Annotated in this window: 19 protein-coding genes; 12 read left to right on the forward strand and 7 right to left on the reverse strand. The window is 63.7% G+C overall.

Going from position 1 to position 20,593, the window contains the following annotated elements:
• The first annotated feature begins 195 nt into the window (after positions 1-195).
• Complete coding sequence (locus CN311_RS28185; RefSeq protein WP_097576907.1) at positions 196-483, forward strand: GIY-YIG nuclease family protein; 288 nt, start codon at positions 196-198, stop codon at positions 481-483.
• 122 nt (positions 484-605) lie between these two features.
• Here the strand turns inward: CN311_RS28185 and dnaQ are convergent, their stop codons facing one another.
• The 5 genes from dnaQ to CN311_RS28210 all read right to left on the reverse strand — a co-directional run bounded on the left by dnaQ (position 606) and on the right by CN311_RS28210 (position 4,572).
• A complete protein-coding gene (dnaQ, locus tag CN311_RS28190; RefSeq protein WP_097576908.1) occupies positions 606-1,313 on the reverse strand; it encodes a DNA polymerase III subunit epsilon in 708 nt (235 codons plus the stop codon).
• 65 nt (positions 1,314-1,378) lie between these two features.
• The gene (gene coaE, locus CN311_RS28195; protein ID WP_097576909.1) at positions 1,379-1,975 is read right to left on the reverse strand and encodes a dephospho-CoA kinase; all 597 of its coding nucleotides are present in this window, start codon (positions 1,973-1,975) and stop codon (positions 1,379-1,381) included.
• On the reverse strand, positions 1,972-2,811 hold the full coding sequence (locus CN311_RS28200; protein WP_097576910.1) for a shikimate dehydrogenase: 840 nt from the start codon (positions 2,809-2,811) through the stop codon (positions 1,972-1,974). The genes coaE and CN311_RS28200 overlap by 4 nt, the downstream gene beginning before the upstream one ends.
• Positions 2,804-3,403 carry a Maf-like protein gene (locus CN311_RS28205; RefSeq protein WP_097576911.1) on the reverse strand — a complete coding sequence of 200 codons (600 nt, stop codon included), beginning with the start codon at positions 3,401-3,403 and terminating at the stop codon, positions 2,804-2,806. Before CN311_RS28205 ends, CN311_RS28200 begins: the two co-directional genes overlap by 8 nt.
• 347 nt (positions 3,404-3,750) lie before the next feature.
• Positions 3,751-4,572: a pyruvate, water dikinase regulatory protein gene (locus CN311_RS28210; RefSeq protein WP_097576912.1), complete on the reverse strand. Its 822-nt coding sequence runs from the start codon at positions 4,570-4,572 to the stop codon at positions 3,751-3,753.
• Between the two features lie 403 nt (positions 4,573-4,975).
• Here CN311_RS28210 and hemE point away from each other — a divergent pair, with 403 nt between their 5' ends.
• The 3 genes from hemE to rho all read left to right on the forward strand — a co-directional run bounded on the left by hemE (position 4,976) and on the right by rho (position 7,996).
• Positions 4,976-6,004: a uroporphyrinogen decarboxylase gene (gene hemE, locus CN311_RS28215; protein WP_097576913.1), complete on the forward strand. Its 1,029-nt coding sequence runs from the start codon at positions 4,976-4,978 to the stop codon at positions 6,002-6,004.
• Positions 6,001-6,555, forward strand: coding sequence for a protoporphyrinogen oxidase HemJ (hemJ, locus tag CN311_RS28220; protein ID WP_097576914.1), 555 nt, complete (start codon positions 6,001-6,003; stop codon positions 6,553-6,555). The genes hemE and hemJ overlap by 4 nt, the downstream gene beginning before the upstream one ends.
• A gap of 175 nt (positions 6,556-6,730) precedes the next feature.
• Positions 6,731-7,996 (forward strand): transcription termination factor Rho, encoded by a 1,266-nt coding sequence (gene rho / locus CN311_RS28225; RefSeq protein ID WP_097576915.1) that lies wholly within the window; start codon positions 6,731-6,733, stop codon positions 7,994-7,996.
• A 191-nt stretch (positions 7,997-8,187) separates the two neighbouring features.
• Here the strand turns inward: rho and CN311_RS28230 are convergent, their stop codons facing one another.
• The gene (locus CN311_RS28230; protein ID WP_097576916.1) at positions 8,188-10,206 is read right to left on the reverse strand and encodes a thioredoxin domain-containing protein; all 2,019 of its coding nucleotides are present in this window, start codon (positions 10,204-10,206) and stop codon (positions 8,188-8,190) included.
• A 64-nt stretch (positions 10,207-10,270) separates the two neighbouring features.
• Between CN311_RS28230 and mnmE the strand changes: the two genes are divergently transcribed.
• From mnmE to CN311_RS28255, 5 genes are all read left to right on the forward strand, one after another.
• On the forward strand, positions 10,271-11,593 hold the full coding sequence (gene mnmE, locus CN311_RS28235) for a tRNA uridine-5-carboxymethylaminomethyl(34) synthesis GTPase MnmE (RefSeq protein WP_097576917.1): 1,323 nt from the start codon (positions 10,271-10,273) through the stop codon (positions 11,591-11,593).
• Between the two features lie 423 nt (positions 11,594-12,016).
• Positions 12,017-13,903 (forward strand): tRNA uridine-5-carboxymethylaminomethyl(34) synthesis enzyme MnmG, encoded by a 1,887-nt coding sequence (mnmG, locus tag CN311_RS28240; RefSeq protein ID WP_097576918.1) that lies wholly within the window; start codon positions 12,017-12,019, stop codon positions 13,901-13,903.
• Positions 13,900-14,532 carry a 16S rRNA (guanine(527)-N(7))-methyltransferase RsmG gene (gene rsmG, locus CN311_RS28245; RefSeq protein WP_097576919.1) on the forward strand — a complete coding sequence of 211 codons (633 nt, stop codon included), beginning with the start codon at positions 13,900-13,902 and terminating at the stop codon, positions 14,530-14,532. The genes mnmG and rsmG overlap by 4 nt, the downstream gene beginning before the upstream one ends.
• Positions 14,533-14,584: 52 nt before the next feature.
• Positions 14,585-15,385, forward strand: a complete 801-nt coding sequence (locus CN311_RS28250) for a ParA family protein (protein ID WP_097576920.1) — start codon at positions 14,585-14,587, stop codon at positions 15,383-15,385.
• Positions 15,386-15,454: 69 nt separating this feature from the next.
• The gene (locus CN311_RS28255; protein ID WP_097576923.1) at positions 15,455-16,336 is read left to right on the forward strand and encodes a ParB/RepB/Spo0J family partition protein; all 882 of its coding nucleotides are present in this window, start codon (positions 15,455-15,457) and stop codon (positions 16,334-16,336) included.
• A gap of 283 nt (positions 16,337-16,619) precedes the next feature.
• Here the strand turns inward: CN311_RS28255 and holA are convergent, their stop codons facing one another.
• The gene (gene holA, locus CN311_RS28260; RefSeq protein ID WP_097576921.1) at positions 16,620-17,666 is read right to left on the reverse strand and encodes a DNA polymerase III subunit delta; all 1,047 of its coding nucleotides are present in this window, start codon (positions 17,664-17,666) and stop codon (positions 16,620-16,622) included.
• A 469-nt stretch (positions 17,667-18,135) separates the two neighbouring features.
• On the opposite strand from holA, the gene CN311_RS28270 reads away from it, so the two are divergent.
• From CN311_RS28270 to CN311_RS28280, 3 genes are all read left to right on the forward strand, one after another.
• Positions 18,136-19,368, forward strand: a complete 1,233-nt coding sequence (locus tag CN311_RS28270) for a 3-methyl-2-oxobutanoate dehydrogenase (2-methylpropanoyl-transferring) subunit alpha (RefSeq protein WP_097576924.1) — start codon at positions 18,136-18,138, stop codon at positions 19,366-19,368.
• A gap of 2 nt (positions 19,369-19,370) precedes the next feature.
• Positions 19,371-20,384, forward strand: coding sequence for an alpha-ketoacid dehydrogenase subunit beta (locus CN311_RS28275; RefSeq protein ID WP_097576922.1), 1,014 nt, complete (start codon positions 19,371-19,373; stop codon positions 20,382-20,384).
• Position 20,385: 1 nt separating this feature from the next.
• The coding region (locus CN311_RS28280; RefSeq protein ID WP_342586712.1) for a biotin/lipoyl-containing protein at positions 20,386-20,593 on the forward strand (208 nt) is incomplete at its 3' end.

Genomic DNA, 20,593 nt, shown 5'->3' on the forward strand with positions numbered 1-20,593 from the left:
TCGCGCCGGGCTTTTTGTCTTAGGCCTCCAACACTGGCGATTTGCCGTAAACTACATGCCTTCGTCATCCTAGGGCGGAGCAAGGAGCGAAGCGACGCAGCGCAGACCCTAGGATCCATGCCGTGACATTGGTCGTAGAATGCGGCGGATCAGAATGGCGCTTGTGCGCGCACCGACGCTCGCTACCCTGAAACCATGACCGGCTACGTCTATATGACCGCAAGCCAGAAGCGCGGTACGATTTATATCGGCGTTACCAACGATCTTGGCCGCCGCATGCCTGAGCACAAATCCGGCACCGGCTCGCGCTTCACGAGCCAGTACGGTGTACAGCGGCTGGTTTGGTACGAAGAATATTTCGACATTACCGACGCCATCCAGCGCGAGAAGTCGCTGAAGCGTTGGCCGCGACAATTGAAGATTGAGCTGATCGATAAGACCAATCCGGAGTGGTTTGAGCTCTTTCGTGGAACCGGCTGGTAGGCGCTCGATTCTGATCGCCGGAGCACGGCACAACCGTCACGGCATGGATCCTAGGGTCTGCGCTGCGTCGCTTCGCTCCTTGCTCCGCCCTAGGATGACGAAGGCGCGAAGGAACGCTACCCCTACGACGACGCCCCAACCCGCAGCCACAGCGCCTTTTCGCCGAGCGAGCCGACCAAGCCGGCATGGGCGGCGCGCTCGGCATCGGTCAGGCGCGGCGGCAGGGCAATCGGCCTGGCGGCAATGGAGATGTCGATGTCGGCGACTTCACCCGCAGCGTTGACCTGCACCGCAACGCTGTCAAGGATGAGCGCCGCCTGCTTGCCGCCGATGAGCTCGATATAGACCTCGGCCAGCAATTCCGAATCGAGCAGCGCGCCGTGCTTGGTGCGGCGGCCATTGTCGATGCCGTAGCGCCGGCACAGAGCATCCAGCGAATTGGGACCCATCGGATGCCTGCGGCGCGCCAGTGCCAGCGTGTCGACGACAAGGCCCGGATCGATGGCCGGGTGGCCCAGACGGCCGAATTCGAGGTTGAGGAAGCCGATGTCGAACGTCGCATTGTGGGCGACCAGCTTGGCGCCGTCGATGAAGCCCAGCCACTCCTCGGCAATCTCGGCAAAGGTCGGCTTGCCCACGAGGTCGGCGGCACTGATGCCGTGCACGGCCTGCGCCTCCGCATGGATCGGGCGTCCCTGCGGATTGATGTAGTGATGGAAGGTGCGGCCGGTCGGGAAGCGGTTGACCAGTTCGACGCCGCCAAGCTCGATGACGCGGTCCTCGCGGGAATCGAGACCGGTGGTTTCCGTATCGAAGATGATCTCGCGCATCGAATCAGTCCGTCCTGAACGAGCAGAATATACACCAGAACAAAATGGCAATGGAAAAGCTGGCGTCAGGAGCCCGACTTATCCCCGGTCAGTTCGGCGATGATCGCGGCAACCGCGGCGCGCGCGGCCTCAAAACCTTGGCTGGTATCGATGATGAAGTCGGCCTGCCGACGCTTTTCGGCATCGGGAACCTGCTTGGCCAGGATCGCCGCCAGCTTGGCCTCGCTCATGCCCGGCCGCGCCAGCACGCGGGCGCGCTGGATGTCGGCCGGGGCGGTGACGACCACCACCTTGTCGACCCGGCCCCGCCCGCCGGTCTCGAAGAGCAGCGGGATATCGAGAACGACAAGTGGCGCTCCGGCGGCGCGATTCCTGGCCAGGAAGGCATCGGCGTCGGCCCGCACCAGCGGATGGATGATCGCTTCCAGCCGTTTCAAGGCCGCTCCATCGCCGAGCACGTACCCGGCCAGCTTCGCGCGGTCGACCGCACCGGAAACCGTGGTGCCGGGAAACGCGGCCTCGACCAGCGGCGCGCCCTTGCCGGCATAGAGGCGGTGCACCGCCTCGTCGGAATCATGCACGGGCACGCCCGCCTCGGCAAACATCTTTGCCGTCGTCGATTTGCCCATGCCGATCGATCCGGTGAGGCCGAGCACGATCATTTGGCACCGATATCGGCCAGAATGATCCGCCTGAGCTCGGCGGTGACTTCAGGCCGCACGCCGAACCAGCGCTCGAAGCCGGGCACGGCCTGGTGCAGCAGCATGCCGAGCCCGTCGACCGTCTTCAGGCCGCGCGCCCGGGCGGCAGCCAGAAGCGGCGTTTCCAGCGGCACATAGACGAGGTCGGTGACGAGCGCATGGGCCGGCAGCCCCGCCGGGTCGGCGGAAAGGCCTTCATTGCCATGCATGCCGAGCGCGGTGGTGTTGACCAGCAGGCCGGCATCGGCCAGCAACTCGCCTGTCGCCGCCACGCCATGCGCGGACACGCCGCCGCCGAAGCGGTGGCTGAGTTCCTCAGCCCTCGCCACCGTCCGGTTGACGATGCGGACGTCGCTGACGCCGCGCTCGATCAGAGCGTGGATGACCGCACGCGACGCGCCGCCGGCGCCGAGCACCACGGCCGGGCCATTGGAAGCCCAGCCCGGCGCATGCTCGTCGAGATTGGCGGCAAAGCCATGGCCGTCGGTGTTGCCGCCCCACAGGGCGCCGTCCTCGAACCACAGCGTGTTGACCGCGCCAATCGCTTCGGCCGCATCGTCGCGACGAGGGACTAGAGCAAAGGCCGCCTCCTTGTGCGGAATGGTGACGTTGCCGCCCCGGTAGCCGTTTGCCGCGAGTGTTTGCACGAATTCGGCAAGATCGGCCGGCGCGACATCGATCGCCCGGTAGCTGCCGTCGATGCCGTATTTGGCCAGCCAGTAGGCGTGGATCTTCGGCGACCTCGAATGCGCGATGGGATGGCCGGTGACGAAGGCTTTTTTCGACCCTTCAACCATCGATGGCTCCGAGCTCGCGCAGCTTCGCCAGCACCGGCAGCAGCGGCAGGCCGACAATCGTAAAATAGTCGCCCTCTATTCTCTCGAAGAGCTGGATGCCCTCACCCTCGATCTGATAGGCGCCGACGCTGGCCAGCGCCTTGGCGCCGACACGCGCCAGATGGCGGCCGATGAAGGCCGGGTCGAGTTTTCGCATGGTCAGGCTGGCGACGCCGACATGACGCCACAGAATCTCGCCGTCACGGGCAAGCACCGCGGCGCTGTTCAACTGATGGGTCTTGCCCGACAGTGCCAGGAGATGGCGGCGAGCGCCCTCCATGTCGGCCGGCTTGTGGAACACTTCGTCGCCGAGCGACAGCGTCTGGTCGCAGCCGAGCACCACGGCCCCGGGCCGGCGCTCGCTGACCTCGGTGGCCTTGGCTTCGGCGAGCACCAGGGCGACGTCCTCCGGCGAAATGCCGCTGTCCTGCAAGGGCGCCTCGAGCGCGCGCTCATCGACTTCAGGCGGAACCGCCTCGATGGCGACGCCGGCATTGACGAGCATCGCCTTGCGGAACGGACTGCCCGAAGCGAGGATGATTGTTTCGGCCATGATTTTTCGCTCCCCTCGTTGGTTTTGCCGCAGGACCGTTGCATCCTATGGTCACCGTAACGGCATGGATCCTAGGGTCTTCGCGACGTCGCTTCGCTCCTGCTCCGCCCTAGGATGACGAAGGCATGGGGGCTTTGCCCAATCGCAGATGTCTGAGACTGGCACTTGCGTCGCAAGACGGAGCCTGATTGCGAAACCCTTCGAGATTGGCCGAAACAATCCTCGCTTCGTCATCCTAGGGCGGAGCAAGGAGCGAAGCGACGTGGCGGAGACCCTAGGATCCATGCCGTGACCTTCGATCTTCGCAGCGTTGAATGATTTGGCGGCCCTTTGGCTCTTTTGCCTCATTATCTGTTCTTCCCACGCAGGGCAACGATGGCCGCCGCCGTTTCCTCGATCGAGCGGCGGCTGACATCGATCATCGGCCAGCCATGCCGGGTACAGATCTGGCGGGCATAGGCAAGCTCCTCGTTGATCGCGGCGCGGTCGACATAGTCGGTCGGCTCATAGGAAGTGGTGTTGGACAGGATGCGGTTCTGGCGAACCTGCGAGATGCGCTCGGCGGTGGCGATCAGCCCGACGATCAGCGGGGTCTGGGCGTAGACCAGGCTTTCCGGCACCGGCACGCCCAGCACGATCGGGATGTTGGCGGTCTTGATGCCGCGATTGGCGAGATAGATGCTGGTCGGCGTCTTCGAGGTGCGCGAAATGCCGATCAGCACGACGTCGGCATCGTCCATATTGGCCGGCAGCTGGCCGTCATCATGGTCCATGGTGAAGTTGAGCGCATCGATGCGGCGAAAATAGTCGGCGTCGAGCACGTGCTGGGCGCCGACGCGCCGGCCGGCCGGGGTGCCGAGATAGGATTGGAACACCGTCAGCACCGGCTCCAGCACCGAGACGCAAGGCAGGCCCATTGTGGCGCAGCGCTCGTCGATGCCGCGGGCGAGCTTCTGGTCGACGACGGTGTAGAGGATGATGCCCGGCTCCTCCTCGATATCCTCGAACACCTTCGCCACCTGCTTTTCGGTGCGGATCAGCGGATAGATATGCTCGATGGCGCGCGCGTCCTTGTATTGCGCCGACGCGGCGCGGCCGGCGGCGAGCAGCGTTTCGCCGGTGGCATCGGAAATCAAATGGAGGTGAAAGAAGCTCTGCGGTTTGTTCACAGGGGGTCATTCCAGGCTGTGGGCCAATGTGGATAAGCTCGGACGGAAAGATCGCCCGGCCGGGGGCGACTGTATCAGATGCTGGTTTGTCCACAATTCGATGCGCTGTCGACTTCGCCGGGGCGCTGGGGACAAATCCGTGGACGAGTGTTTTTGCCTTTGTGTCATCCACAGGGCCGTTTTCCCCGGGTCGGCGATAAGCCATTGAGTCCAGTGGGCGATTCCCGACCTTCCACAAAGTCCTACAATCCCGATGGAGAAGCACGCGACAATATGCTGGCTGGTCTTTGCCGGGGTAAAGCGGGACAGGTGACAACCACCACAACCAACAGACTCTTAGAATCAGAAGATTCTTAAAAATAGAATATTTGATTATAGAGAAGCCTGGAGAGGCGAGCGCTGAATGCCTGAAAACCGCATCATGCTGGACGTGCTGAAGGGCAAAACGGCATCGCCGCCGCCGCTCTGGATGATGCGTCAGGCCGGCCGCTACCTGCCGGAATACCGGGAGACACGCAAACGCGCCGGCTCGTTCCTCGATCTTTGCTACAATCCCGATCTTGCCGTCGAGGTGACCCTTCAGCCGATCGAGCGCTTTGGCTTCGACGCCTCGATCCTGTTTTCCGATATTCTTGTCGTGCCGCATGCGCTGGGCCGCGACGTGCGCTTCGAGGAAGGCCGCGGCCCGCTGCTGACGCCGATCTCGGCCGCGGAGATTTCGGCTCTCGATGGCGAAACGTTTCACGTGAATCTCGAACCGGTCTATGAGGCGGTGCGCCGGTTGCGGGCGAAATTGCCCGGCGGGACGACGCTGATCGGCTTTTGCGGCGCACCGTGGACGGTGGCGACCTACATGATCGCCGGACATGGCACGCCCGACCAGGCGCCGGCGCGGCTGTTCGCCTATCGCGAGCCGGCGGCTTTCTCTCGACTGCTCAAGGTGCTGGCCGATCATTCCGCTGCCTACCTCATTCGCCAGATCGAAGCCGGCGCCGATGTGGTGCAGATCTTCGACTCCTGGTCCGGCGTGCTCGACGAGGCGTCCTTCGAATTGTTCTGCGTCAAGCCGGTGGCCGAGATCGTCAGGCAGGTTCGAGCCGTTCATCCCGATGTTCCGATCATCGGCTTTCCCAAGGGCGCCGGCGATCATTACCGCAGCTATCGCCGGAAGACCGGCGTGACCGGCCTTGGTCTCGACTGGACCGTGCCGCTGACAGCGGCGCGGGAGTTGCAGCAAGATGGCGCCGTCCAGGGCAATCTTGATCCGCTGCGGCTGGTGGCCGGCGGCAAGGCGCTTGCCGAGGGCGTGGAGGCGATCCTGAAGGCGTTGGGCAATGGGCCCCTGATCTTCAATCTCGGCCATGGCATCACCCCGGAGACGCCGCTGGCGCATGTCGAGCAGATGGTGAAGCTGGTGAGGAGCGCATCATGACGATGATGGGCAAAGGCAGCCAGGAAGGTGGTGCCAATGGTGGCGCAACGGCGATGCGCCGGGCGGCAATCGCGATTGCCGTTTTCCTGGTGCTGGCCGGGCTGCTGTTCCTGTTCGGGCCGGACGATTTCTATCCATGGGCGAAGGCGATCCATGTGATTGCCGTCATCTCGTGGATGGCCGGCATGCTCTATCTGCCGCGGTTGCTGGTCTATCATGCCGACGCGGAAAAGGGTTCGGTGCAGTCGGAAACCTTCAAGGTGATGGAGCGCCGACTGCTGCGCGGCATCATCAATCCGGCGATGGTCGTCACCTGGGCGTTCGGCCTCTGGCTTGCCTGGAAGGGCTTCGGTTTCCACGGCGGCTGGCTGCATGCCAAGATCGCGGCAGTGCTTGGCCTCTCCGCCGTGCACGGCTATCTGGCGGGCGCCGTGCGCAAATTCGCCGAGGATCGCAACGAAAAAACGGCGAGGCACTGGCGGATCGTCAACGAGATCCCCACATTGCTGATGATCGTCATTGTCGTGCTGGTTATCGTGAAGCCGTTCTGACGCTTTATGGCGCTGCTGGCGTGACCAGCAAAAGGCGGCTTGCTCTTTCACCCGACCGACGATAAAAGACGGGTCTTCCTTCCCGTCATGCGCCGCCCCTTAATCGCTTTCGGCCGCGCCCGGCATTTGTCGCATCCCGCCGATTTTTTTCCCAAATCCGATTCAGAGTCCGTCTATGCAAGAAATGAAACTCACCGAGTTCAAGAACAAGAAACCACCAGAGCTGATCGCCTATGCCGAATCGCTCGAGGTCGAGAATGCCAGCGTCATGCGCAAGCAGGAGCTGATGTTCGCCATCCTGAAGAAGCTGGCAGCGCAGGAGATCGAGATCATCGGCGACGGCGTCGTCGAAGTGCTGCAGGACGGTTTCGGCTTCCTGCGCTCGGCCAATGCCAATTATCTGCCGGGTCCCGACGATATCTACATCTCGCCCTCGCAGATCCGCCGCTTTTCACTGAAGACCGGCGATACCGTCGAAGGGCCGATCCGCAGCCCGAAGGAAGGCGAGCGCTATTTCGCCCTGCTCAAGGTCAACACCATCAATTTCGATGACCCTGAGAAGATCCGCCACAAGATCCACTTCGATAATCTGACGCCGCTTTATCCGACCAAACGGCTGAAGATGGAGATCGAGAATTCGACCAGCAAGGACATTTCGGCGCGCGTCATCGACTTGGTGGCGCCGATCGGCAAGGGCCAGCGCGCGTTGATCAACGCGCAGCCGCGCACCGGCAAGACCGTGCTGATGCAGAACATCGCCCACTCGATCACGGCCAATCATCCGGAATGCTACCTGATCGTGCTTTTGATCGACGAGCGGCCGGAGGAAGTGACCGACATGCAGCGCTCGGTGAAGGGCGAGGTGATCTCCTCGACCTTCGACGAGCCGGCCGTGCGCCACGTCCAGGTCGCCGAAATGGTTATCGAGAAGGCCAAGCGCCTGGTCGAGCATGGCCGCGACGTCGTCATCCTGCTCGATTCGATCACCCGGCTTGGCCGCGCCTACAACACCGTGGTGCCGTCATCCGGCAAGGTGCTGACCGGTGGTGTCGACGCCAATGCGCTGCAGCGGCCGAAGCGCTTCTTCGGTGCTGCCCGCAATATCGAGGAAGGCGGTTCGCTGACCATCATCGCCACCGCGCTGATCGATACCGGCAGCCGCATGGACGAAGTCATCTTCGAAGAGTTCAAGGGCACCGGCAACTGCGAAATCCAGCTCGACCGCAAGGTGGCGGACAAGCGCATCTACCCGGCCATGGACATCCTGAAGTCCGGCACCCGCAAGGAAGACCTTCTGGTCTCCAAGCAGGACCTGCAGAAGGTCTTCGTGCTGCGCCGGATTCTCGCGCCGATGGGAACGACCGACGCGATCGAGTTCCTGATCGACAAGCTGAAGCAGACCAAGACGAATGCGGATTTCTTCGATTCGATGAATACGTAAGCGGTTGGGGCGTTGGCTGCCCCCTCGCCTTCGTCATCCTCGGGCTTGACCCGAGGATCCATGCCGTGAGGTTTGCCGGAGAAAACAGCGGAGCAGAATCTCCCCCGTTGTAGAGCTCGAAAGTCACGGCATGGATCCTATGGTCTGCGCCGCGTCGCTTCGCTCCTTGCTTCGCCATAGGATGACGAATCCTATCTTCGCCGCAATAACCCTTCCAACTCTTCGGCTTCCCTCACCACCGGCAAACACACCTGTCCCGTGCAAAGCCAGGCGCCGGGCTTGTCGGTCGGCGGCAGGATGCCGCCGGGCAATGTTGGCCGATTCGCTTCCGTACCGATGGGCACAACGATATCCACCCGGCGCGGGTCTGGATTTCGATTCGCAACCGGAACAAGCGTTGGATTCACCGGACTGTCGACGATCACCAGCTTCAGCGGTTCGAGTGCCAAAGCGCAGGCGTTGACGATGCCGGCCTGGCCATGGGCCTGGTGGGCGGCGCGGCCGGCCGCGTGTTCGGCTATTGTCCACGCCCTCTCCTGCAGGTCGAGATCGCCAGTGACCGAAGACAGCCGGACCAGAGCCTCGATGATCTGGCCAGTGGCCGAAGCAATGGCTTCGTCGACATCGCCCCGGATGCGGATCGGCACATCGGTGCTGTCCGACGCGGTCAGATAGTAGCCGGTCTTGTTCTCATCCTGGTGCCAGTGGTCGAGCTGTTCGATGAATTGCCCTGCCCGATCAACGTAGTTTGAGTTGCCTGTGACCTCGAACAGCGCAATCGCGGCGTTGGTCATGGCGGCATAATCGCTGGATAGAGCCGGAAACAGCTTCTTGGCGCCCAGCATCGAATGCGGCAGTCGCTTGTCCTGCCCGGCATTGGCGATATGGGCGAAAGCAATTTCAGCCCCTTCGATCCAGTCGGGCCGGTCCAAGGATCGCCCCGCCTCGGCCAAGGCCGTGATCATCAAGCCGTTCCAGTCGGTCAGGGCCTTGCCGTCGCGTCCAGGCCTGACGCGGCTTTCTCTCGTTGCCAGCAGCCGTTCCTTCAGCGGAACCAGCCGGCCGCGATCGGCCACGCTCCGCACCTGCTGGGCCGTTGTCTGGTGGAGGATCGGCTTGCCCTCCCAGCCATGCGGGCTGGAAAGCGTGGAGTACTTGAAAAACAAGGGTGATTCGTCGCCGAGGACGGTTTCGATCTCCTCCCTGCCCCACGTGTAGAAAAGCCCCTCCTCGCCGTCGCTGTCGGCATCGAGGCTGGCAGCGAAGGTGCCGCCCTCGACGCACATCTCGCGCAGCAGCCAGTCTATCGTCTCTTCGATTCGTACCCGGAACAAATCATTGCCCGATGCCGCATAGGCCCAGTTGCACAGGCGGATCAGCTGGGCGTTGTCGTAGAGCATTTTTTCGAAATGCGGCACCAGCCATTCGGCGTCGGTCGAATAGCGGCTCAGGCCGCCGCCGAGATGATCATAGATGCCGCCCGCCAGCATCTTTTCGAGGCTGATGAGGACAGCGTCGCGATGGGAAGCGACGCCGTCGCGCAGCCAGGACAGCCAGAGCGTTTGCATGAACGGCGCATTGGGGAACTTTGGCGCGCCGCGCAGGCCGCCCAGATCCCTGTCGATGATACCGTCGATGCCGCGGGCGAGGTTTTCCAGCGTGGCGCGGTCGAGCGCCGCCTTGGCATGGCCACCGGCCAGCCGCGCCTCGACATGGCTGGTCAGCCCGTCGGCGCTCTGGTTGAGGCTCGGCCGCTTGTCGCGCCAGGCCTTGTCGACCGCTTCCATCACCTGGATGAAGCCGGGGCGGCCGTAGCGCGCCTCGCGCGGGAAATAGGTCCCGCCCCAGAACGGTTTGCCGCCCGGGGTCAGGAACATGGTCAGCGGCCAGCCGCCCTGCTCGCCCATCGAGGACAGCGCGGCCATGTAGATCTGGTCGATGTCGGGCCGTTCCTCGCGGTCCACCTTGATATTGACGAAGAGACGGTTCATGACGGCGGCGACGTCGTCGTTCTCGAAGCTCTCATGCGCCATGACGTGGCACCAGTGGCAGGCGGCGTAGCCGACAGAGAGCAGGATCGGCCGGTCCAGCGCCCTGGCTTCGGCAAGGGCCGCGGGCGACCAGGCCCGCCAATGCACCGGATTGCCGCTATGCTGCTGCAGATAGGGGCTGGCTTCTTCGGCAAGCAGGTTTTGCGCGGGCAACGTCACGGAGCAACTCGGTTTGGTGGGACGGTTCTCCGGGGAAGCTAGGGCGGTTGAATAGAGCGAGCAAATGATTTCAGGCAATTCCATCGTTGCTCTTTCCAGCGGCCGCCTGCCCGCCGGCATTGCGGTGATCCGCATTTCGGGCGCGCGGACTCGATTCGTTATCGAAACGATTGCCGGCGCTATGGTTAAGGACCGCGTCGCGACGCTGCGCAAGCTCCGGGCACCGGATGGGATATTGCTCGACACCGGCCTGGTCGTCTTCTTCCCCGCTCCCCACAGCTTTACCGGCGAGGATGTCGCCGAGTTCCATGTTCATGGCGGACGGGCTGTCGCGGCCAAAATGCTGGAGACGATCGCGGGCTTCGATGGCGTCAGGCATGCCGAGCCCGGCGAATTCACCCGGCGCGCTTTCCTTAACGGCAAGGTCGACTTGGTCGAGACCGAAGCGCTGGCCGATCTGGTCAACGCCGAGACCGAGGCACAAAGGCGCTTTGCCGTGCGGAATGCCGAGGGCGTGCAAAGCGAGCTCTATCTCGGCTGGCGCCGGCGGCTCATCCATGCGCGGGCGATGATCGAAGCCGAGATCGACTTCGCCGACGAAGACGACGTGCCGGGATCGGTTGCCGACGCGGTGTGGTCGGACGTCGGGGCGATGGTCGACGAGATCGGCCGCCATGTCGAAGGGTTCCGGGCCGCCGAGATCATCCGCGAGGGGTTCGAAGTCGTCATCCTCGGCGCCCCGAACGCCGGGAAATCCAGCCTGTTCAACGCGCTGGCCCGACGCGAGGCGGCGATCGTTACCGATGAGCCCGGCACGACCCGCGACCTGCTCGAAGTGGCGCTGGATCTCAATGGCGTACGGGTCAGGGTGACCGATACGGCCGGTCTGCGCGAAGCACCAGGCAAGGTCGAGGCGATCGGCATAGAGAAAGCTCGGGCCAAGGCACATGGCGCTGACCTCTTGCTCGTGCTGGAGGACATGGCCGATCCGGTTCCAGTCGGCGCGATACCGACCGACGCGCCGGTGTTAAGGATTGGAACAAAGGCCGACTTGATCGAGTCGGAGTTGCCGGCGGCAGATTATGACGCCGCCATTTCCGTTCGAGATGGCGACGGTGTACCAGAGTTGCTGGTTGAGATCGGACGCCGCGCCGCGGCGGAGATCGGTCAGGCTGGCGATACTCTGCCGTCGCGGCTGCGGCATGTGGAACTTCTTAACGAGACGAAGCGGTTTCTGCTTGCGGCTCTGGCCGAGGACGGGCGCGGCCAGGAGTTGCGGGCCGAGGAATTGCGCCTGGCGGCTGACCGGCTCGGGCGGATCGTCGGGTCGGTTGACGTCGAGGATTTGCTGGACGTCATCTTCTCGCAGTTCTGCATCGGGAAATGACTCACGTGAAACACTACGGAGCGGCGACGGGTAAAGGATTCACGTGAAACATGGGCAACTGCAATCGCTCGTCATCCTAGGGCGTAGCGAACGCGAAGCGGAGCGCAGACCCTAGGATCCATGCCGTTACCTCAGCCGAAGGACGCAACGATTCGGAATGGTCTCTGTCAGCACGCTTTTATCATTGAACTAACGCGCAGAAAAAGCACTCGATTCGGGCAGGCCTTCGTTTGCCATCGATGTCGCGGCATGGATCCCAGGGTCTGCGCTGCGTCGCTTCGCTCCTTGCTTCGCCCTAGGATGACGAAGTCCACGAGGTATCGCTCGTTTTCATTGTTTCACGTGAAACGAGTCTGCCTGCGTCCTTGACAGCAGGCGCTCTCGGGCACATGTGTCGACCACCCTGAAACTGGAAGACTGGAAATGACCGATCGCTATGATGTGGTTGTGGTGGGCGGCGGCCATGCGGGTTGCGAGGCGGCCAGTGCTGCCGCGCGCGCCGGGGCGCGGGCCGCCCTGGTGACGCTGCGCTTCGACACCATCGGCGTCATGTCCTGCAATCCGGCGATCGGCGGCCTTGGCAAGGGCCATCTGGTTCGCGAGATCGACGCCATGGACGGGCTGATGGGCCGCGTCGCCGATGCGGCCGGCATCCAGTTCCGCCTGCTCAACCGCCGCAAAGGGCCGGCGGTGCGTGGACCGCGCACGCAGGCCGACCGCAAGCTCTATCGCCTTGCCATGCAAGCAGCGATTCGGCAGCAGAACGATCTCGACGTGGTCGAGGGCGAGGTGCTGGATTTCGAAATCGACGATGGGCGCGTGGCGGCGGTGCTGCTGGCCGACGGCAGGCGCCTCGCCTGCGGCGCCGTGGTGCTGACCACCGGGACATTTCTGCGCGGGCTGATCCATATCGGCGAGAAGAAGATCGTCGCTGGCCGCATGAACGAACAGGCCAGCCTTGGCCTGTCGGCGACAATGAGCCGTGCAGGCTTCAGGCTGGGGCGGCTGAAGACCGGCACGCCGCCGCGGCTTGACGGCCGGACCATCGACTGGGCGTCGCTGGAGAGCCAGGCGGCGGATGAAGATCCCGTACCGTTCTCCTTGATGACGGATGTTATCCAGAATCCGCAGATCCATTGCGGCATCACGCGCACGACGACAGCCACCCACGAATTGATCCGCGCCAATCTCGGCCGTTCCGCCATGTATTCCGGGTCGATCGAAGGCGTGGGGCCGCGCTACTGTCCGTCCATCGAGGACAAGATCGTCAAGTTCGGCGACCGTGAGGGCCATCAGATATTCCTCGAGCCTGAGGGGCTGGATGATGACACCGTCTACCCAAACGGCATTTCGACCTCGCTGCCCCAGGATGTGCAGCTCGACATATTGAAGACCATTCCCGGCCTGGAGCGTGCAACCATGCTTCGGCCCGGCTATGCCATCGAATATGATCATGTCGATCCGCGCGAGCTCGAGCCGACGCTGGAGACGAGGCGGATCTCGGGTCTTTTCCTGGCTGGGCAGATCAATGGCACAACGGGCTATGAAGAAGCCGGCGCGCAAGGCTTGCTGGCTGGCCTGAATGCTGCCCGCAAGGAGTCGGGAAGTGAAGAAATCGTGCTCAGCCGCACCGAGGCCTATATCGGCGTGATGGTCGACGATCTGACCAGCCGCGGCATCAGCGAGCCCTATCGCATGTTCACGTCGCGGGCCGAGTTCCGGTTGTCGCTCAGGGCGGACAATGCCGATGAGCGGCTGACGCCTTTGGCCACGAAGCTCGGGATCGCGTCGCAGGAACGCACACAGCGATTCAATGGGGTCGTGCAGGATCTGGGGAAGGCGCGGGCGCTGGCGCTTGGCACCAGCCTGACACCCAATGAGGCGGCGCGCCATGGGTTGGAGATCAACAAGGACGGTGTGCGCCGCTCGGCCTATGAATTGCTGGCCTACCCCGGCGTCGACATCGCCTGGCTGGCGCGGATTGCGCCCGATTTCGGCGCGATCGGCGCCAAGACGGCGGAACGCCTTGAAACGGAAGCGAAATATTCCGTTTACCTTGATCGCCAGCAGGCCGATGTCACGCAGATCAGGCATGAGGAGAGCCGGCTGATCCCGGCTTCCCTTGATTTCGCCGCGGTGCCAGGCCTGTCCAACGAACTGAAGCAGAAGATGCGGGCACGCCAGCCGCGTTCGATAGCCGATGCGCAGCGCATGGAGGGCATGACGCCGGCGGCGCTGGCGATCATCGTGGCGCATGTCCGCAACGCCGAGGCGGCCCTACAGAAGAATGCGCAAAGGGATGTTGCGTGAGCCCAGCGTCCTGGGCGAGCCTGCAAGAGGCAGCCGGCCCGGTTTCACGTGAAACATTCGATCGCCTGGTCGAATTCGAGCAGGTGTTCCAGAAGTGGAACCGCAGCATAAATCTTGCCGCGCCCTCCACGATGAACGATGTCTGGGGCCGTCACATCCTCGACAGTGCGCAACTTGCGCGACTCGCGCCCGAGGCGAAGAGCTGGGTCGATCTGGGCTCGGGCGGCGGCTTCCCGGGCTTGGTGCTTGCCTTTCTGCTTGACGAGCGTGACGGCGCCAGCATCGATCTCGTTGAAAGCAATCGGAAAAAAGCGTCGTTCCTGCAAACGGTCGTCGGCCAGTTCAACCTGCCCGCGCGAATCGTCGCGCGTCGCATCGATGACAGCTATCCCCTTGTTACAGCACCGCAAATCGTCACGGCGAGGGCGCTGGCTTCGCTCCCTTTGCTGTTCGACCTGTCGGCGCCCTGGCTGACCATGGGGTCGCGCGCGCTGTTCCACAAAGGCCGGGATTACCGCGCCGAAGTGGCAGAAAGCACTCAACGATGGTCCTTCGATCTGGTAGAACATGCCAGTGTGACCGACGCCCATGGCGTCATCCTCGAACTGTCTGGCTTGCGACCTCGCTGACTTGTGATTCCCTTTGACTGGCGACCTCGGAATGAATTTCTGGCATAGACCCATGATGAAGAACGGCCCTCGAATCATCACCGTAGCCAACCAGAAGGGCGGCGTCGGCAAGACGACGACCGCCATCAATCTGGCCACGGCGCTGGCGGCGATCGGCGAAAAGGTGCTGATCGTCGACCTCGATCCGCAAGGCAATGCCTCGACGGGCCTTGGCATCGACCGCAAGGACCGCACCGTCTCGTCCTATGACGTGCTGACGGGCGAGCTGGACTTGGAAGCTGCGGCGATCCCGACGGCGGTGCCAGGCCTGTCGATCGTGCCGTCGACGCTCGACCTGCTCGGCATCGAGATGGAGATTGCTTCGGCACCCGACCGGGTGCTCAAGCTGCGCAATGCGCTGCGCGCGGCGAGCGAGCGTGGCGCGCCCTTCGGCTATGTACTGATAGACTGCCCGCCTTCGCTCAATCTTTTGACTTTGAATTCAATGGCGGCAGCCGATTCTGTTCTTGTTCCGCTGCAATGCGAATTCTTCGCGCTGGAAGGCCTCAGCCAGCTGCTCGAAACGGTCGAGCAAGTGCGCCGCACGATCAATCCGGATCTGATCATCCAGGGCATCGTGCTGACCATGTATGACGGCCGCAACAATCTCGCCAACCAGGTGGTGCAGGATGTCAGGGCGCATATGGGCGACAAGGTCTACGAGACCATCATCCCGCGCAATGTCCGGGTGTCCGAGGCGCCGTCCTACGGCAAGCCGGCGATCCTCTACGACCTCAAATGCTCGGGCAGCCAGGCCTATCTGCAGCTTGCCTCCGAAGTGATCCGCCGCGAGCGCAAATTGCGCGCCGCGTAAAGGCTTGCCGGGTTTTGCTACAGCGATACGAAAGAAGCCGATTCGATACCGAAACGATCTGGACGGATGATGACTGAAGACCTTTCAAGAAAAAGACTGGGGCGGGGACTGGCGGCGCTGATCGGCGAAATCGATCGCCCGGCAGCGGTGGAAAAGCAGGGCATGAACGCCGACGGCAAGGTGCCGATCGAGTTCATCAGCCCCAATCCAAAAAACCCGCGCCGGCACTTCGGCGATGCCGAGCTGACCGATCTTGCGCAGTCGATCCGCGAACATGGTGTGGTGCAGCCGGTGGTGGCGCGGCCGTCGCCCTCGCAGCCCGGCCGCTACGAGATCATCGCCGGCGAGCGGCGCTGGCGCGCGGCACAGCGCGCCGGGCTGAGCGAGATCCCGATCATCGTGCGCGATGTCAATGACCGCACCGCGCTGGAACTGGCGATCATCGAAAACGTCCAGCGCGCGGACCTCAATCCGGTCGAGGAGGCGCAGGGCTATCAGCAGCTGATCGACGACCACGGCTACACCCAGGCCGATCTCGGCAATGTCATCGGCAAGAGCCGCAGCCATGTCGCCAACACGCTCAGGCTGTTGAAGCTGCCCGAGGTGATCCGCGACATGCTGGTCGATGGGGCGCTGTCGGCCGGCCATGCCCGCACGCTGGTGACTGCGGAAGACCCGGCAGGCCTTGCCAAGCGGATCGTCGAGGACGGGCTTTCGGTGCGCCAGGCCGAGGCGCTGGCGCAGATGCCGGCCGGCGCGCCAGCCGCGCCAAAGAAGGCCGAACCGGCGCAAAAGGATGCCGACACGCTGGCGCTGGAGAAGCTGATGACCGATACGATCGGCATGATCGTGTCAATCGAGCACAAGGGGAAGGGTGGGGTGCTCCAGGTCTCCTACCGGACGCTGGAGCAACTCGACGAATTGTGCCGACGGCTTAAGCAAGAGCGGTAGGTCGCTTAAGTATCGCGATATTTAGCCGGCAAATGAAGTTCTGGCTTAAGGTTAAAGGGAAGGGCCGGCATTTGTGTCGGCCCTTGCTTTTTGGGCGTTGGCAATTGGCGAAATCAGCGCGGCCGCGTATCTCCCCCCTTGAGGGGGAGATGGCCGCGAAGCGGCCAGAGGGGGTCAGTCCGACCGGGCTCGGCTGATGCTGCGGGAGAAGAACGCGTCGGCGCTTCACGCGCGGCGACCCCCTCTGTCGCCTTCGGCGACATCTCCCCCTCGAGGGGGGAGATCATCCGCGCTGCGCCAGCCTGGCGCTCTCCACCGCAATACCGAGCAGCGCCTGCCGCGCCAGCGCGACCGACAGATCCGGCCTCCGTCGGGTCTGCAGCACGGCGGTCTGCAGACGGTTGAGCGCGCGGCCCAGCGCCTCGCCGTTCCAGCGTTCGAGCGCTCGTTCCACAAGCTTGCGCCGTGAGAAAAAAACCGGGGGGCGCGCCCCGGCAACGACCGAGGCGGCGTTGCGGCCGCCGGCGTCCATCTGGCCGCGCATGGCTTGCATCGCCTGCAATTGCCGCATCGCCGACGACAGCACCAGGAAGGGCTGGCCGCCGGACTGGCAATGGCGGGTGAAGGCGGTGTCGAAATCGCCGATCTTGCCTTCGAGTACGGCATCGACGGCATCGTCGAAAGACGCGCCTGAGACATCGCCCGATGTCGCCTTGACGTCGTCGAGGCCGATTTCCTTCTGGCCATGGGCATAGAGCACCAGCTTTTCGATCTCGCCGCGCGAGGCCAACCGGTCGCCGCCAAGATTGCGGCGCAGCGCCTGCCTTGCGTCGAGCGCCATCGACATGCCGGCCTTGCGCAATTCGTCGTCGATGACCGCATCGATGTCCCTGGCCTCGTCGGCGTAGCAAGGCAGCGCCATGGCGTTGTCGGCTGCCTCGACGATCGAGCGCAGGCCGACGCCCTTCTTCAGGTCACCGGCTTCGATGAGAATGATCGCATCGCGCGCGGGCTCCGTGACAAGCGCCTTGACGTCGTCGGCCAGAGCCTTCTGGCCGCTGGCATTGCGCACCCAGAGCAGGCGGCGATCCGAAAACATCGGCACGGTGCGGGCCTCGTCGAGCAGACGGCCCTCATCGCGGTCGATCTCCGAGCCGTCGAGCCTGACCACCGAGAACGGATCGTCGAGCGGCAGGCCGATTCTGCCGGCGAATGCCTTGGCGCGCTCGGCGACAAGCCCGCGATCGGGACCGTAGATCAGGACGATCGAGACGCGCGGATCAGGCTTCGCGAGCCAGGAATCGACCTCGTATGCTTTCTTCTGTGCCATGGGGGATGGTTAGCATGGCGTGGGCGCGGGGTGAACGGAGGGTTCGAGGTATTGTGCAAGACGCCGGCGGGACAGCGCCCCCCTCTGTCCTGCCGGACATCTCCCCCACACGGGGGGAGATTGGCAGTTTCGGCTCCGGCGCTCTTTCTTCCACGTTGAAGATTGGCGAAGGCAGTTGCGACATCCGATCTCCCCCCTCGTGGGGGAGATGGCCGGCAGGCCAGAGGGGGGCGCGAAGGAACTCGACCGAACGACCCTTTGCAGAATTTCCTGGCTCTTGCGCCAGATCAGGCCGGACCATTCGCCAAATTGCGCGGCGCCGGAAAAGATCGACAAGAAATTTCGCCGCCATATCTGCATCTTGTCCCTCGGGGCAGCAGTCAGCTGCGACGACGGCGAAGCTTTACCCAACGATTTGGCACTGGTCTGGCGGTGTGCGAAGATCGGGCAACATTGGAGGACGAAGGTCATGGCCGATGCTGGAATGTTGCGCTTCCATGTGCCGGAACCGGAAGTGCGGCCGGGCGGGACGCCCGATTTCTCCAATGTGACGATACCCAAGGCCGGCTCGGTGCCGCGCCCCGAGATCGATGTCGATCCGCGCACCATCCGTGACATGGCGTTTTCGATCATCCGTGTGCTCAACCGCAACGGCGAGGCCGTCGGGCCGTGGGCCGGCCTGCTTTCCGACGACGAGCTGCTGGAGGGGTTGCGCCATATGATGACGCTGCGCAGCTTCGATCAGCGCATGCAGATGGCGCAGCGCCAGGGCAAGACCTCGTTCTACATGCAGCATCTCGGCGAAGAGGCAGTGAGCTGCGCCTTCCGCAAGGCGCTGGCGCCGGGCGACATGAATTTTCCGACCTATCGGCAAGCCGGTCTGCTCATCGCCGACGGCTATCCGATGGTCACGATGATGAACCAGATCTATTCGAACGAGGCCGATCCGCTGAAGGGGCGGCAATTGCCGATCATGTACTCGTCGAAGGAGCATGGTTTCTTCTCAATCTCCGGCAATCTGGCGACGCAATATATCCAGGCGGTCGGCTGGGCGATGGCTTCGGCGATCTCCAATGATTCACGCATCGCCGCCGCCTGGATCGGCGACGGCTCGACGGCGGAATCCGACTTCCATGCAGCCCTGGTGTTCGCCTCGACCTACAAGGCGCCGGTCGTGCTGAACGTCGTCAACAACCAGTGGGCGATCTCGACCTTCCAGGGCATTGCGCGCGGCGGCTCCGGGACCTTCGCCGCGCGGGGCCTCGGCTTCGGCATCCCTTCGCTGCGCGTCGACGGCAATGACTATCTTGCCGTGCATGCGGTGGCCAAATGGGCGGCGGAGCGGGCGCGCAGCAATCTCGGGCCGACGCTGGTCGAATATGTCACCTACCGCGTCGGTGCGCATTCGAGCTCCGACGATCCGTCCGCCTACCGGCCGAAAGCAGAGTCCGACGCCTGGCCGCTCGGCGACCCGGTCGTCCGGTTGAAGAACCACCTCATCCAGCGCGGCGTCTGGTCGGACGAGCGCCACGCACAGGCCGAAGCGGAAATCCTCGAAACGGTAATCGCGGCGCAAAGGGAGGCCGAGCGCCACGGCACGTTGCATGCCGGCGGCAAGCCGTCGGCGCGCGACATGTTCGAAGGCGTCTATGCCGAGATGCCGCCGCATCTGAGGCGCCAGCGCCAGCAGGCAGGGGTCTGACCATGCCAAGACGGACCATGATCGAGGCGATCCGCGATGCCATGGACGTGTCGATGGCGCGCGACGAACGCGTCATCGTCTATGGCGAGGACGTCGGCTTTTTCGGCGGCGTCTTCCGCTGCACGCAGGGCCTGCAGGCGAAATACGGCAAGAGCCGCTGCTTCGACGCGCCGATCAGCGAGGCCGGCATTGTCGGCTCGGCCATCGGCATGGCGGCGTACGGCCTGAAGCCTTGCGTCGAGGTGCAGTTTGCCGACTATGTTTATCCGGCCTACGACCAGATCGTCTCGGAGGCGGCGCGGCTGCGCTACCGCTCGAATGGCGATTTCACCTGCCCGATCGTGGTGCGGATGCCGACCGGCGGCGGCATCTTCGGAGGCCAGACCCACAGCCAGAGCCCGGAGGCGCTGTTCACCCATGTCTCCGGCCTGAAGGTCGTGGTGCCATCCAATCCGCATGACGCCAAGGGCCTGCTGATTTCGGCGATCGAGGATCCCGACCCGGTGATCTTCCTGGAGCCAAAGCGGCTCTACAACGGCCCCTTCGACGGCCATCACGACCGCCCGGTGACGCCTTGGTCGAAGCACGAACTCGGCGAGGTCGCCGACGGCCACTACACGGTCCCGCTCGGCAAGGCGGTGATCCGACGGCCGGGCGCTGCCGTCACCGTGCTTGCCTATGGCACCATGGTCTATGTCGCCGAGGCCGCCGCGGAGGAGACCGGCATCGATGCCGAGATCATCGATCTCAGGACTTTGTTGCCGCTCGATCTCGACACAATAGTCGCCTCAGTGAAGAAAACCGGGCGCTGCGTGGTCGTGCACGAGGCGACGCTGACCTCCGGCTTCGGCGCCGAACTGTCGGCGCTGGTGCAGGAGAATTGTTTCTATCACCTGGAAGCGCCGGTGGCTCGCGTCGCCGGCTGGGACACGCCCTACCCGCATGCGCAGGAGTGGGACTATTTCCCCGGTCCCGCCCGGGTCGGGCGTGCGTTGGCTGAAACGATGGAGGCTTGAGATGGGCGAACATGTCATCAAGCTGCCGGATGTCGGCGAAGGCGTCGCCGAGGCGGAACTGGTCGAATGGCACGTCAAGGTCGGCGATCTCGTGCGCGAGGACGCGGTGCTTGCCGCTGTCATGACCGACAAGGCGACCGTCGAGATTCCTTCGCCCGTCGATGGCGAGATCCTGTGGCTCGGCGCGGAGATCGGCGACACGGTGGCGA

The organism is Mesorhizobium sanjuanii (assembly GCF_002529485.1).
Lineage (GTDB): Bacteria > Pseudomonadota > Alphaproteobacteria > Rhizobiales > Rhizobiaceae > Mesorhizobium > Mesorhizobium sanjuanii.

Excerpts from the sequence above, each read along its gene's own strand:
- hemE (WP_097576913.1), top strand. The coding sequence starts at position 4,976 with ATGCCTGAAAACCGCATCATGCTGGACGTGCTGAAGGGCAAAACGGCA.
- dnaQ (WP_097576908.1), bottom strand. The coding sequence starts at position 1,313 with ATGCGCGAGATCATCTTCGATACGGAAACCACCGGTCTCGATTCCCGC.
- mnmG (WP_097576918.1), top strand. The coding sequence starts at position 12,017 with ATGACCGATCGCTATGATGTGGTTGTGGTGGGCGGCGGCCATGCGGGT.
- CN311_RS28185 (WP_097576907.1), top strand. The coding sequence starts at position 196 with ATGACCGGCTACGTCTATATGACCGCAAGCCAGAAGCGCGGTACGATT.
- hemJ (WP_097576914.1), top strand. The coding sequence starts at position 6,001 with ATGACGATGATGGGCAAAGGCAGCCAGGAAGGTGGTGCCAATGGTGGC.
- holA (WP_097576921.1), bottom strand. The coding sequence starts at position 17,666 with ATGGCACAGAAGAAAGCATACGAGGTCGATTCCTGGCTCGCGAAGCCT.
- CN311_RS28250 (WP_097576920.1), top strand. The coding sequence starts at position 14,585 with ATGATGAAGAACGGCCCTCGAATCATCACCGTAGCCAACCAGAAGGGC.
- rho (WP_097576915.1), top strand. The coding sequence starts at position 6,731 with ATGCAAGAAATGAAACTCACCGAGTTCAAGAACAAGAAACCACCAGAG.
- coaE (WP_097576909.1), bottom strand. The coding sequence starts at position 1,975 with ATGATCGTGCTCGGCCTCACCGGATCGATCGGCATGGGCAAATCGACG.
- mnmE (WP_097576917.1), top strand. The coding sequence starts at position 10,271 with ATGATTTCAGGCAATTCCATCGTTGCTCTTTCCAGCGGCCGCCTGCCC.
- CN311_RS28205 (WP_097576911.1), bottom strand. The coding sequence starts at position 3,403 with ATGGCCGAAACAATCATCCTCGCTTCGGGCAGTCCGTTCCGCAAGGCG.
- CN311_RS28275 (WP_097576922.1), top strand. The coding sequence starts at position 19,371 with ATGCCAAGACGGACCATGATCGAGGCGATCCGCGATGCCATGGACGTG.
- CN311_RS28255 (WP_097576923.1), top strand. The coding sequence starts at position 15,455 with ATGACTGAAGACCTTTCAAGAAAAAGACTGGGGCGGGGACTGGCGGCG.
- CN311_RS28200 (WP_097576910.1), bottom strand. The coding sequence starts at position 2,811 with ATGGTTGAAGGGTCGAAAAAAGCCTTCGTCACCGGCCATCCCATCGCG.
- CN311_RS28270 (WP_097576924.1), top strand. The coding sequence starts at position 18,136 with ATGGCCGATGCTGGAATGTTGCGCTTCCATGTGCCGGAACCGGAAGTG.